Here is a 13,492-nt window from a genome sequence, read left to right as displayed (position 1 = left end):
CGTCACACGCCTCGGCTCAGGCGTCGATGACGATCGGGATGATGAGCGGGCTGCGACGGAACTTCTTCTGCGCCCAGCGGCCCACGTCCCGAGCGATCATCTGCTCCAGGCGGTGGGCGTCGCCGATGCCCTCGGCGGCCGCGCGCTCCAGCGTCTTCTCGACGACCTGGGTGGCGTCCTTGAACGCGGTCTTGTCGGGGATGAAGCCGCGGATCAGGAAGTCGACCTCGTCGGCGAGCTTGCCGGTGTCGGCGTCGACGATCGCGAGGACCGTGACCACGCCCTCCTCGGCCAGCGTGCGCCGGTCCTTGAGGTGGACGTCGGTGACGCCGCCGACGGTCTGGGCGTCCACGTAGATGTAGCCCGCGGGCACCTTGCCGGTGATCTTGGCCTTGCCGTCGACCAGGTCGACGACCACGCCGTCCTCGGCGATGACGACACGGTCCTTGGGGACGCCGGTCGCGACCGCGAGCGCGGCGTTGGCCGTGAGGTGACGCCACTCGCCGTGGATCGGCATCACGTTCTTGGGCTGCACGATGTTGTAGCAGTAGACGAGCTCACCCGCACTGGCGTGACCCGAGACGTGCACCTTGGCGTTGCCCTTGTGGACGACGTTGGCGCCCCAGCGGCCGAGGCCGTTGATGAGCCCGGAGATCGCGTTCTCGTTGCCGGGGACGGCCGAGCTCGCCATCAGGATGGTGTCGCCCTCGGCGATGCGGATCTTGTGCTCGCGGTTGGCCATCCGGGCGAGCGCGGCCATCGGCTCGCCCTGGGAGCCGGTGCAGATCAGCGCGGTCTTGGTGGGCGCCATCTTCTCGAGCTGCTCGAAGGGCACGATCAGGCCCTGCGGCACCTTGAGGTAGCCGAGGTCCTGGGCGACGCCCATGTTGCGCACCATCGAGCGACCCACGAACGCGACCTTGCGGCCGTGCGCGTGCGCCGCGTCCAGCACCTGCTGGATGCGGTGCACGTGGCTGGCGAAGCTGGAGACGATGATCCGCTTCGGCGCGGTGCGGAAGACGTGGTCGATGGCCGGCGCGAGGTCCTTCTCGGCCATCGTGAAGCCGGGGACCTCGGCGTTGGTCGAGTCGGTCATGAAGAGGTCGACGCCCTCCTCGCCGAGCCGCGCGAAGCCGCGCAGGTCGGTGATCCGCTTGTCGAGGGGGAACTGGTCCATCTTGAAGTCGCCGGTGTGCAGCACGGTGCCGGCGGCGGTGCGGATGGCGACGGCGAGACCGTCGGGGATCGAGTGGTTGACGGCGAGGAACTCGCAGTCGAAGGCGCCCAGGTCGAGGCGGTCGCCCTCCTTGACCTCGCGGACCTCCGGGCGGATCCGGTGCTCCTTGAGCTTCTCCTTGATCAGCGCCAGCGTCAGCCGCGACGCGATCACCGGGATGTCCGCGCGCTCACGCAGCAGGTAGGGGACGCCGCCGATGTGGTCCTCGTGACCGTGCGTCAGCACCAGGCCGACGATGTCGTCGAGGCGGTCTCGGATCGAGGTGAAGTCGGGCAGGATCACGTCGACGCCGGGGTGCTCCTCCTCGGGGAAGAGCACGCCGCAGTCGACGATCAGCAGCTTGCCGTCGTGCTCAAACACGGTCATGTTGCGACCGATCTCGCCGAGGCCGCCCAGGCCGATGATGCGCAGGCCGTTGCGGGCCAGCTTGGGTGGGCTCTGCAGCTCGGGGTGGGGGTGGCTCACAGGCGTACCGCCTTCTTGTCAGTGTCGGGTTGTCGAGGTGCCACGAGAGGTACGCCGCGTGGCCGGCGAAGAGTCAGGTGCTGCTGGCAGGCAGCTGGTCGAGCAGGACGTCGGGGTTCTCGCGCGCGATGGTGCGGGCGCGCCACTTGTCGGGGAAGAGCACGAGCAGCGCTCCGTCCGAGCGGGCCATGATCTCGATGCCGCGCACGGAGGAGAGGATCTCGGCGCCCTCGGCGTCGGTGACCCGGGCGACCTGGTAGCCGAGGCGCTCGAGCCGGATCGGGGCCTTGAACTCGGCCTCCATCCGCGCCTCGGCGACCTCGAACTGCATCGGGCCGACGGCAGCGAGGACCGGGCTCTGGTCGCCGCGCAGGTCCGAGCGGAGCACCTGGACCACGCCCTCCTGGTCGAGCTGCTCGATGCCGCGGCGGAACTGCTTGTAGCGACCCGAGTCCATGGCGCGCACCGAGGCGAAGTGCTCGGGCGCGAAGCTCGCGATCGGCGGGTACTGCACCGGCTGGCCGTCGAAGATCGTGTCGCCGACCCGCAGCGTCGAGGCGTTGACCAGGCCGATGATGTCGCCGGGCCGGGCCAGGTCGACGGAGTGGCGCTCGCGCCCGAAGACCGCCTGGGCGTACTTCGTGGCGAACGGACGGCCCGACTGGGCGTGGGTGACGACCATGCCGCGCTCGAAGGTGCCCGAGCAGACCCGGGCGTAGGCGAGCCGGTCGCGGTGCGAGGTGTCCATGCCGGACTGCACCTTGAAGACGTAGGCGCTGAAGTCGTCCTCGACGCCGCGCTCCTCCCCGGTGACCGCGGGAGTGGCGGACGGCGGGGGCGCAAGCTCGATGAGCACCTCGAGCAGCTGGGCGACACCGAAGTTCGACAGCGCGGAGGCGAAGAGCACCGGCGTGGTCTCCCCGGCCAGGAAGCGCTCCTGGTCGTGGTCGGCGCCGTCGGCGGCGAGCAGCTCGTGCTCCTCGACCGCCGTCTCCCACGCGTCGCCCTGCGTCCCGGCGGCCGCCTCGGCGCTCATGTGCTGCTCGGGCGCGCGGGTGGCCCCACCCGCCGTACGCGTGTAGTGGATGAACTGGCCCGTACGACGCTCCAGGACGCCGCGGAAGTCGCCGGCGATGCCGACCGGCCAGGTCAGCGGGGTCGGGCGGATCTTGATCTGCTGCTCGATGCTGTCCATCAGCGCGAGCGGGTCGAGACCCGGGCGGTCCCACTTGTTGATGATCGTGATCACCGGGATGCCGCGGTGCGCGCAGACCTGGAAGAGCTTGAGCGTCTGCGGCTCGAGGCCCTTGGCGGCGTCGACCAGCATCACCGCGCAGTCAACGGCGGAGAGCACCCGGTAGGTGTCCTCGGAGAAGTCGGCGTGGCCGGGTGTGTCGACGAGGTTGACGACGTGGTCGGCGTAGTTGAACTGCAGCGCCGCGGAGCTGATGGAGATGCCGCGGGCCTTCTCCATCTCCATCCAGTCCGACACGGTGGCGCGCCGACCGGCCTTGCCGTGCACCGCGCCGGCCTGCGAGATGACCTCGGCGTGCAGGGCAAGAGCCTCGGTGAGGGTCGACTTGCCCGCGTCCGGGTGGCTGATCACGGCGAACGTGCGGCGCGGACGGTCGTCCGTGTGAGCTGACATCACCCCCGACTCTACTGTCGTGGAGCCCCTGCCCCGGAATCGCGCCCCCGCGGCCCTCAGCGCTGCTGGCGACTGCCGCTGCGTGCCTCGCGCGCATTGCGGGCGATCCGGCGGTCGCTGATGACGATCCAGACCGACAGGGCGACCCCGCCGAGCACCGCCAGCAGGAAGCAGACCATCGCGATGGCGGGGTAGCCGAAGACCTTGTTGTCACTGGGCACCCGCATCAGCAGGGCCGCTCCCAGCACCGTCGCGGCGATCACGATGCCGAGCACCAGCCGGTTCGCGATCTTCTGCAGCACCGTCAGCAGCCGCTCCTCGTCGATGGCGTCGACGCGCACCAGGAACTCGCCGTCGGCGAGGGTGTCGAGGATTCGGTTGGCCCGCCGCGGCATCTGGGTGGTGAACTCCTTGGCCTCGAGCGCCGCCGCCAGGATCCCCCCGGCGGAGGACTTGAGCCCACTGGCGAGCACGCCGCTGACGTGGGAGCGGACGACCTCGGTGGGGTTGAACGACGGGTCGAGGTGCATCGTCGATTGGTCGAGGTTGAGCAGGGTCTTGCCGATCATCGACATCTCGGCGGGAGGGCGCAGGCCGTGCGTGCCCGAGAGCCGGCTCAGCTCCATCACCACGGTCCCGAGCTGGAGGTCGGCTCCGGCCGACATCGCCCGCGAGACGAGGTGGGCGACGTCGTCGCGGAAGGCCGCCGCGTCCCAGCCCTCCAGTGGGTGTCCCATCTCGGCGAGGATCAGCGCCACCTCCTCGCCGTTCCCGTCGCTGATCGCGAGCAGCATCTTCACGACCCGCTCCTGCAGCCGCGGCGGCACCGTGGCGACCATGCCGAGGTCGAGCAGCGCGAGGCGGCCGTCGTCGGTGAGCATCAGGTTGCCGGGGTGCGGGTCAGCGTGCAGGAAGCCCTCGTCGAGGATCATCCGCAGGTAGGCGCCGAAGAGCTGGTCGGCGATGTCGGTGGTGTCGTAGTCGAGCAGGCCCAGGGGGCCCACGTCGGTGATCTTCGAGCCCTCGATGCGCGACATCGTCAGCACCCGCGAGGTGGAGTGGTCGAGCACCGGCTTGGGCACGACGAGCAGGTCGTAGTCGGCCGTCAGCTCCGCGATCCGGATCAGGTTGCGCGCCTCGCGGCGATAGTCGAGCTCGTCGGCCAGCGCCCGCTGGAACTGGCGCAGCAGCTGGGAGAACCCGTAGCGCCGACCCACCTGGGTGCGGGAGTCGGCCAGCGAGGCCAGCTTGGTGAGGACCCCCATGTCCTCGCTCACCAGCTCGCGCACCCCCGGCCGCTGGACCTTCACCACGACCTCCCGGCCCGACGGCAGGGTGGCCCGGTGCACCTGGCCGAGCGAGGCGGCGGCCAGCGGCTGCTCCTCGAAGTCGGCGAAGAGGTGGCGCAGCCCGACCCCGAACTCCGCCTCGATGATCGCGCGCACCTCCTCGAACGCGAACGGCTCCACGGTGTCCTGCAGCCGGGTGAGCGCCTCGGTGTAGGCCGGCGGCAGCAGGTCGAAGCGCGTCGAGAGCAGCTGCCCGAGCTTCACGTACGTCGGACCCATCGCCTCGAGGTCGGCCACGAAGCGCTCCGCCTGGTCGCCGTCCCCCTCCACCACCGCGTCGTCGACGCGGTACTCGTCCAGTCCCGCCCCGGACAGCAGGTCGGAGCGGCCATGGCGCATCAGCAGCCGCGCCAACGCGCCGTACCGCAGGGTCGAGGAGAGAGTGCTCATGGACCTCACCGTGCCCACCCACGCCCGCATGTAACGCGGAGTTACGCCATCTACCTCAGCGTTCTGCCGCTGTGGTAGTGCGGAGAACCCCGCGTTACAGCTGGAGTTCGGTCGCCGTTCCACCGCGGCGAGGAGGCCGCACTGCTAGGTTGCGTCGGTGAGACGTCGCCTGCTCCTGGTGCACGCGGCGTGCGTGGTCCTGGCGGGCGCCGGTGGCACCGGACACCACCTCGCCACGGCCGGGGACGAGGACGCGTCTTCCCCACGGACCTCCGCAGCGAGCCCCAGCCCCGTCGCGCTGCGATCGGCACCTCCGGGGCTCCCGGTCGCGTCGACCACGGGCGACGACGGCGTGACCCACCGGTTGGTGCTTCACGCGTCCGGGCTCGTCGAGGCGATGCAGGCCAACGCACCCTTCGCGGTGCTGTCGGGCTCCCCGCTCACCGCTTCCGGCGACGTGAGCGCGGCCTCCTGGCGCTTCGTCGTCGGGGCCGCAGAGCCGATCGTGATCCTCAAGCGGCGCTTGGGCACAGTCACGGGCTTGGTGCAGCGCCCCGCCACCTGGACCTCGCCCGGCGGGTTCAACGACGACGCCGCGGCTGTCTCCTCGACTCTGCAACGCCTCATCGCCGAGGTGCACGCGAAGGCCGCGACCGACCCGGCGTACCGCCTGCTGGACGAGCTGCTCGAGAACGACGAATGGCGCGGCACGGTCGTGTTCGGCGCCTCTGTCCCGATGCTGCCCAGCAGCGTCCTGGGCCGCTCGACCGGCGCGCTGGCCGGCTCGCCGGTGCCGGTCCGAGCCCTCTGGTTCGACGCGTCAGCGGTGGCTTCGCCGTCCTCCACGACCTCTTTCGGGGCGCTCATCGATCACGACGGCGAGGCCGGGTCGGTGCGCGCGAGCTTCGCGAACAGCCGGCTGACCTCCTTCGCCGCCACCCCACGATGACTGCCTGACGCTTCTCCTGGTGGTTCCCAACCACGCCGCACGTCGCTACGTTGAGGGGCACTCGGGCGATGGAGGCATCCACATGTCAGACCATGTGACGGACCAGGCTCAGCGGGGCGGCACCGGCGAGAAGGCCGAGCTCAACCTCTCCAGGGGATGGGTCCAGGGCATCGCCCTGGTGATGATCTTCGGCTTCTTCGTGATGGGCATGCTCGCCGTCCGCACCTACACCGACTCGATGCCGCTGCCCGAGTCCGTGGTCGACGAGAGCGGCGAGGTCCTCTACACCGCCGAGCAGGTCACGGCCGGCCAGCAGACCTTCCTGCGTCGCGGGCTGCAGCAGTACGGCTCGGTGATGGGTCACGGCGGCTACCTCGGCCCCGACTACACCGCGGAGTACCTGCGACTGTCTGCCGACCACATCAAGGAGTCGCTCACCGACGCCGGCACCCAGGACCCCAGCGAGGCGACGGCGGACATGCTCCGGGAGAACCGGTACGACGAGGGCTCGGGCGAGCTGGTCTTCACCGACGAGCAGGTGGCGGCGTTCGAGGCGAACCGCGACTACTACGCCGACTACTTCGGCGAGGACAGCACGAAGTACGGCCTGATCCCCAAGGCGATCACCGATGAGCAGGAGATCCACGAGCTCACGGCGTTCTTCTCCTGGACCGCCTGGGCGGGGGCGGCGGAGCGACCGGGCCACAGCTACTCCTACACCAACAACTGGCCCCCGGAGCCCCGCGTCGACAACACCCCGACCGCCGACATCGTCGTGTGGTCCGGCCTCTCGCTGATCGCCCTGCTCGTCGGGCTCGGCGCGCTGTTCGCGCTCTACGGCCGCTGGAGCCGGCAGATCGGCTGGCACGCCAGCGAGCAGCCCGCCCTCGCCTTCCGGCAACCGGGGGACGTGGAGATCACTCCGGCCCAGAAGGTGACGGCCTGGTTCTTCTTCGTGGTCGCGGTGCTGTTCCTCGGCCAGGCCACCCTGGGTGCGGCGATCGAGCACTACCGCGCCGACCTGGCCAGCTTCTTCGGCTTCGACCTCGCGCAGATCCTGCCCTTCAACCTGGCCCGCACCTGGCACGTGCAGCTCTCGCTGCTGTGGACGGCGGCCTCGTTCCTGGCGGCCGGGATCTTCCTCGCCCCGATCGTCTCCGGGCGCGAGCCGCGTCGTCAGCACTGGCTCGCGTGGGGCCTGCTGGTCGCCGTCGCCATCGTGGTGTTCGGCTCGATGATCAGCGAGGCGATCAGCATCTTCGGGGCCGACTGGGCGAAGGGCTCGATGTTCTTCGACATGCAGTGGGAGTACCTCGACCTGCCGCGGTTCTGGCAGATGCTGCTGATCGTCGGGCTCTTCCTCTGGATCGCGATCATCTATCGGGCGATCCGCTCCCGGCTCGCCACCGAGCACCGCCTCAACATGCCGTGGCTGTTCTTCTACGCAGGCCTGGCGATCCCCGCCTTCTACGCCGTGGGGATGCTGGCTCGCACCGAGTCGCACCTGACCGTCGCCGAGTTCTGGCGCTTCTGGGTGGTGCACCTGTGGGTGGAGGACTTCCTCGAGCTCTTCACGACCGTGATGGTGGCCTACATCTTCGTGATGCTCGGCGTCGTACGGCGCAAGATCGCGATCCAGATCATCTTCCTCGACGTGATCCTCTACTCCGCCGGCGGCGTGCTGGGGACCATGCACCACCTCTACTTCTCGGGGACCCCCGTGGAGCACATGGCCCTGGGCGCGTTCTTCTCCGCGCTCGAGGTCATCCCGCTGACCTTCCTGACCGTCGAGGCCTGGACGTTCCTGCAGCTGGGATCGCGCCAGCAGACCCGCAGCAGCGCGCCGTTCCCGCACCGGTGGGCGGTGATGTTCCTGGTGGCGGTCGGCTTCTGGAACTTCGTGGGCGCGGGCGTCTTCGGGTTCCTCATCAACCTGCCGATCGTGTCCTACTACCAGATCGGCACCGCGCTGACGGCCAACCACGCGCACGGCGCCATGATGGGGGTCTACGGGATGATGGCGGTCGGCCTGGCGCTCTTCGCGCTGCGCTACATCGTCCCCGCGGCCAAGTGGCCGGACAAGCTCGCCAAGATCTCCTTCTGGTCGCTCAACATCGGGCTGGCCTGGATGGTCTTCGTGACCCTGCTGCCCCTGGGCGTGCTGCAGCTGTGGCACTCGGTCAACGAGGGCTACTACGAGGCCCGGGCCCTGGGCTACATCACCGAGCCCGGCAACGCCGTACTCGAGTGGATGCGGATGCCCGGCGACGTCATCTTCATCCTCGGCGGCATCCTGCCGTTCCTGTGGATCACCTGGCTCGGGGTCCGGCACGGGATCAAGGCGACCACCACCGAGCTGCCGCCCGAGACGCTCTATGTGGAGGAGCACCCGGAGGCCGCGGCGGACCGGACCGGTGTGCCGGCCGGCGTGGCGGCCCGGGCAGAGGGCGACGCCGACCCGATCGCCCCCAACAGCCGCTACCGCTCCGATCGGCGCGAGGAGGGTGGGGACCTGTGACCGGCTCGCTCTCGACGGTGGGCGTCGACGTCTGGCTCGCCAGCGGCTACTGCCTGCTGCTGGTGGGGCTGGCCTACGTCATCGACTGGCTCGCTCGGCGGGCGGCCTCGGCGGCCGAGGGCGGCGCCACCTTCGGCTTCACCTACCACGAGGACCACGACGCCTGGCAGTGTCCGCAGGACCAGCTCCTCTGGCCGCAGTCCTTCGACCCGGACCACCGGGTGATGCGCTATCGGGGGTCGCCGACGATCTGCAACTCCTGCCCCGTCAAGGAGACCTGCACCCCCTCGATGTCGGGTCGCGAGGTGCACCGCGCGGTCGACTCGTGGCCGGCGTCGGAGGCCGCGAGGTTCCATCGTGGGATCGCCTGCTTCGTCGTGGTGATGGGTCTCGCCTGGCCGGTGGCCACGGCGGCCACCCGTCCGGGCGCCGCGAGCCTGATCGTGCTCGGCACCGCCGTGGTGCTGGCCCTCCTCGTGAGCCTGCCGCTGTGGTCGCACCTGCGTCGCTCGCCGGTCTTCCTCCCCGAGGGGATGGCCACCCGCACGCTGGACGCCTCCCTCCTGGAGCGCGAGGCGGTGGCCGTGCAGTGGCAGGGCCGCCGCCCCGTCTACGGCTCCGACCGGCGTGCGCCGAAGGAGGGCCGGCCATGACCTGGGCCCTCATCGGACTCGCGCTCGCACTGGTGCTGCTCCTGGTCGTCAGCTCGGTGCGCGTGATCAAGGAGTACGAGCGCGGGGTCGCCTTCCGCCTCGGCCGGCTCCGCGAGGCGCTCGGCCCGGGCGTACAGGTGGTGCTGCCCGGCCTGGACAAGCTCGTGCGCGTCGACCTGCGCGTGGTGGCGCTGACGATCCCCCCGCAGGAGGTGATCACCCGCGACAACGTGCCCGCCCGCGTCAACGCCGTCGTGCTCTTCCGGGTCACCGACCCGATCCGGTCGGTGATGGCGGTGGAGAACCACGCCGTGGCCACCTCCCAGATCGCCCAGACCACGCTGCGCTCGGTCGTGGGTCGCGCCGACCTCGACACGCTGCTCGCCCACCGCGCCGACCTCAACGAGGACCTCGCCCACTCCATCGCCGCCCAGACCGAGGGCTGGGGCGTGCAGGTCGACGTCGTGGAGATCAAGGACGTCGAGATCCCCGAGGCCATGCAGCGGGCGATGGCCCGCGAGGCCGAGGCGGAGCGCGAGCGCCGGGCCAAGGTGATCAACGCCCGCGGCGAGCTGCAGGCCTCGCACGAGCTGCGGGATGCGGCGATGGTGCTCAGCGAGAGCCCGGCGAGCCTCCAGCTGCGCTATCTGCAGACCCTGCTCGAGCTCGGCGCCGACCAGAACTCGACCGTGGTCTTCCCCCTCCCGATGGACATCGTCGGCCCGTTCCTGGAGGCCGTCCGCAAGACCCCGCCGACCGTCAACGGTCATGCCCCCGGTGCGACCGCCACGGAAAGGACCTCCGATGACCTCCGAGCGTGAGACCAGCCCCAGCGGCATCGCCCCCGGACGCCAGATCGTCCTGACCCCGATGCCGCCAGGGCTCTGGCTGGTCATCGGCGGCGGCGTCATCGCCGCCCTGGGACCGCTCTTCGGCTTCCTGATCGGGACGATGATCGGCAGCACGACGGACACCGACGACCTCGATCCGATCTACCTGGCCCTCTTCGGGGGTCTGGTGGTCGGCGGCGTCGGAGTCGTGCTCTTGATGCTCGGCGTACGCCGGATGCTGCGCGAGCGCTGACCGACGCCGAAGCGAGTCGCCCCTCGGGGTCGTTCGCCTCTGGTCCGCAGCCGCCCCGCGGGGTCACGATCGGTCCATACGGTCAGGCGGGGGCGCCTGCGTAGGTCCCGGGCACCGGCCCTCGCCGCGGGACCGGGGGAGTGGCGATGTCGGGTTCATTCGATCAGAGCATGCTGCCGAGTCCTGAGGAGCAGGACTTCGTCGCCCAGCTGACACGGGACGTCCTCCAAGACGCGGCGCCCGAGGAGATGGGTGTCTTCAGCTCCGACGAGCGCGCCTGGCTCGAGGGCACCCACCGGAGCGAGGCACCGCACGACGACCTGACGGCCTTCGGGGTCGAGGGCGTCGTCGTGGTCCTGACGCCGTACGTCGTGGCCGCGGCGACCGCAGCCGTGCGCTACCTGACGGGGGTGCTGACCGAGGCGGCCGGGGAGGAGCTGCGTCCGCGCATCAAGGGCTGGGTCCGTCGGCTCTTCGGGCACGACGGTGAGTCCCCGGACCCCGTCGTGGTGAAGGCGCTCTCCCTCGACGTCGTTCGGAGGGTCCGCGAGGTGACACTGTCCACGTGCCTCGACCTGGGTCTCGAGAGGGCTGACGCCGACCTGGTCTCGGACGCCGTCGCCGGTCGCCTGGCCGTTCCCGTCACCTGAGCGGTGCACGATGAGGACGCTCGAGGCCGGTCCCCCGACGGGGCCCGTGGCCTCGCTCACCGCGGCCGCGCCGACCGCGCTCGACGTACTGCGCCAGCCGGCGGGCACGACGCTGCGCTTCGTGCTGCTGGTGGTCATGACCACCGTCAGTGCTGCGTTCGTCGGCAACTGGATGTTCCTCAGCACCGCGGAGCCGGGTGAGGTCCTCCCGACCTGGACGTGGCTGGCGGTCCCACCGCTCGCGGTCCTGTTGCTGGCCGCGGTGCTCACGCAGCTCGCGCCGTGGTGGCTGGAGCGCAGCCACGGCTGGGTGCCGGTGGTGGCCGACGACTCCCCGGTCGCTCTCGAGCGGTACGCGACCCTGGTCGCCGAGGCAGGGCTCCGTCGCGAGCCGGTGCTCATGTGGAACCCGACGGACTCCGAGACCCGCGCACTCTCCTACGGCCGTCCGGGCGCCTACCGGATCGCGGTGAGTCCGGCGCTGCTCGGCGCCGCTCGACGACGACCGGCCGCCTTCGACGCAGTGCTGCGCCACGAGCTCGCGCACATCGCCCACCGCGACGTGGTTCCGGCGTACTTCGCCATCGTCGTGTGGTTCGTCCTCGTCGCGGCGCTCGCGGTGCCGCTGGCCTGGCGGATCGTCCGTCCGGACTACTCCCTCGTGCCGGAGTACCTCGTGCGAGTGGGGATCCTCGCCCTCGTCGTCTATGGCCAGCGCGCGCATCTGCTGCGCACGCGCGAGCACTACGCCGACGTTCGGGCCGCCATCACCGACGAGCACCGCGAGGACCTGCTGCGGACCTGGGCGGCGCCATCGGCGCCATCGGCGCGCGTACGACGCGTCTTTCCCCTGCACCCCAGCGTCGCGGCGCGGACCCGGGTGGTGAGGGAGCCGGCTCGGCTCGGGCGTCTGGTGTGGGGTGAGCACGCCGCTGTGGGCGTGACCGCTGCCTGGAGCTTGCCGTTGATCGGCGACCTCGCGTCCACCACGGGGTGGGGTGCGCAGAACGGCGCGCTGCTCGCCCACGTGGCCGTCTTCTCGCTGGTGGGCGCCTACGTGGGCGCCAGCCTGACCCGATGGGCCGGCTGCGGTGGCGGACTCTCGCACGTGACCCGAGCCTCCATCGGGCTCGCAGCCGGTCTGGCCCTCGGGTCGACGCTGTCGCTCGCCAACACGGGTCTGCTCCGGCATGCCGGCGCAGACCTGGCCGGCTCGCTCGTGACGGCTGTGGTCGTCGGTGCCTTCGTGTTCTGGGCGGCTGACCTTGCGCAGACCCTGACGGAGGCAGTCGGCGATCGCTGGCCTCGCCTCACGACGACGGCGTGCGTCACCCTCTCTGCGGCCACGGTGGCGCTCGTGGCCGCCGCGCTGATGCCGGCTGTCGAGCTGATCCGGCTGCACACCTTCGACGTGGTCCTCGACCACCCTCTCCATGCGATCGCGGGCAGCGACAGTGCCCGCGCTCTCGCCGTCGTGGCTGCGATGGTGGGGTTGGGTGCCCTTCTCACGACACAGGTCACGACACGGGCAGCGGGCGCGAGGGTCCGGCAGACGTGGGCGGCTCCGATGTTGCGGACCGCGGCTGCCCTCGGGACTCTGGCGCCCTTGCTGGGTCTGGTGACGCGGCTGCGGGTCGACCTCGACGGCGATCCGGACCGGGTGTGGCGCTACTGGCTCGCACTGTTGTGGATCACGGTCGCGTGTGCGGCGCTCGCTGCCACTGCCACCGCTGCGTCCCGCGGGACCGCCCGGTTGACCGGGGCCTTCGCCACCGCCGGTCTCACGGCCGTGGTGGCCTGGGCCGGCATCGTGGCCTACGAGAGCCTGCTCTTCGACAGCACCCTGCCGGTCAGTGACGTCTGGCGGTTCGGTCGTGACTCCAGCGCGGTGGTCACGCTGGTGGCCGCCGTCCCGATCGCCCTGGTGTGGCTGGCGGTTCGGCTCGCCGGTCGCCCCGGCCCCCGGACGAGGCTCGCAGCCGGGGCCATGGCGACCCTGGCCCTGGCTGCGGGAGTCCTGGTCCTGGCGCCACCGGCCATCGTCGGCGACCCCACGCCGGCCGGGACCATGGATTCCGCACTGGAGGACTACGTGGCCGACGTGACTCCCATCCTGACGCAGCGGGACGAGGCCAGCGCTGAGCTCCAGGCAGCGATGTCCGCGCCAACGCCCGAGGCGGTGAACAGGATCCGTTCCGACATCGTCCCGCAGTACGACGAGATGCTGGCCGCCGTGCGCGACCAGGACGTCAGCGCCGGACCGGCTGCGGAGGTGCACGCCGCACTCCTGTCCCTGCTGTTGAGCGAGCGGATGCTCCTGATCGTCCAGGCAGATGTGCTCGACGGACGCGAGCCGGTCGTCTCCTACGCCGACGCGGCGGGCGCTGCGGATCGGGCGCTGTATGCGTGGGTCTCGACGTTCAGCGAGGCGGTGGGACCATAGGCGCGGGCTCCTCGCTGCGCTTGCGCTCAACCGCAGGGGCGCTGAGGTCGGCGGCTGGGCGTGCCGGTGGCCCCGCCGAATGCTGCCTGCGGCGGGGCGTGGAGCGG

The 13,492-nt window shown here is 70.8% G+C and carries 10 protein-coding genes; 7 read left to right on the top strand and 3 right to left on the bottom strand.

Annotated features, from left to right (window positions below; genetic code table 11):
• Positions 1-16: 16 nt before the first annotated feature.
• The 3 genes from ACYU7L_RS05005 to ACYU7L_RS04995 all read right to left on the bottom strand — a co-directional run bounded on the left by ACYU7L_RS05005 (position 17) and on the right by ACYU7L_RS04995 (position 5,089).
• Entirely contained in the window at positions 17-1,702 is a 1,686-nt protein-coding gene (locus tag ACYU7L_RS05005) for a ribonuclease J (protein WP_460794175.1), read from the bottom strand.
• A 73-nt stretch (positions 1,703-1,775) separates the two neighbouring features.
• Entirely contained in the window at positions 1,776-3,350 is a 1,575-nt protein-coding gene (locus ACYU7L_RS05000) for a peptide chain release factor 3 (RefSeq protein ID WP_460794174.1), read from the bottom strand.
• A gap of 56 nt (positions 3,351-3,406) precedes the next feature.
• On the bottom strand, positions 3,407-5,089 hold the full coding sequence (locus tag ACYU7L_RS04995; RefSeq protein ID WP_460794173.1) for an ABC1 kinase family protein: 1,683 nt from the start codon (positions 5,087-5,089) through the stop codon (positions 3,407-3,409).
• 157 nt (positions 5,090-5,246) lie between these two features.
• Between ACYU7L_RS04995 and ACYU7L_RS04990 the strand changes: the two genes are divergently transcribed.
• From ACYU7L_RS04990 to ACYU7L_RS04960, 7 genes are all read left to right on the top strand, one after another.
• Positions 5,247-6,038: a hypothetical protein gene (locus ACYU7L_RS04990; protein ID WP_460794172.1), complete on the top strand. Its 792-nt coding sequence runs from the start codon at positions 5,247-5,249 to the stop codon at positions 6,036-6,038.
• A 94-nt stretch (positions 6,039-6,132) separates the two neighbouring features.
• Positions 6,133-8,556: a nitric-oxide reductase large subunit gene (locus ACYU7L_RS04985; RefSeq protein WP_460796581.1), complete on the top strand. Its 2,424-nt coding sequence runs from the start codon at positions 6,133-6,135 to the stop codon at positions 8,554-8,556.
• A complete protein-coding gene (locus ACYU7L_RS04980) occupies positions 8,553-9,209 on the top strand; it encodes a hypothetical protein (RefSeq protein ID WP_460794171.1) in 657 nt (218 codons plus the stop codon). The genes ACYU7L_RS04985 and ACYU7L_RS04980 overlap by 4 nt, the downstream gene beginning before the upstream one ends.
• Positions 9,206-10,030, top strand: a complete 825-nt coding sequence (locus ACYU7L_RS04975; protein ID WP_460794170.1) for an SPFH domain-containing protein — start codon at positions 9,206-9,208, stop codon at positions 10,028-10,030. The genes ACYU7L_RS04980 and ACYU7L_RS04975 overlap by 4 nt, the downstream gene beginning before the upstream one ends.
• Positions 10,014-10,292: a hypothetical protein gene (locus ACYU7L_RS04970; protein WP_460794169.1), complete on the top strand. Its 279-nt coding sequence runs from the start codon at positions 10,014-10,016 to the stop codon at positions 10,290-10,292. The genes ACYU7L_RS04975 and ACYU7L_RS04970 overlap by 17 nt, the downstream gene beginning before the upstream one ends.
• A 170-nt stretch (positions 10,293-10,462) precedes the next feature.
• Positions 10,463-10,942, top strand: a complete 480-nt coding sequence (locus tag ACYU7L_RS04965; protein ID WP_460794168.1) for a hypothetical protein — start codon at positions 10,463-10,465, stop codon at positions 10,940-10,942.
• A gap of 10 nt (positions 10,943-10,952) precedes the next feature.
• Positions 10,953-13,385 carry a M48 family metalloprotease gene (locus ACYU7L_RS04960; protein ID WP_460794166.1) on the top strand — a complete coding sequence of 811 codons (2,433 nt, stop codon included), beginning with the start codon at positions 10,953-10,955 and terminating at the stop codon, positions 13,383-13,385.
• Positions 13,386-13,492: the final 107 nt, after the last annotated feature.

The sequence above is a fragment of the Nocardioides pacificus genome (assembly GCF_054775955.1).
This window is presented reverse-complemented; position numbering and strand designations above follow the sequence as displayed.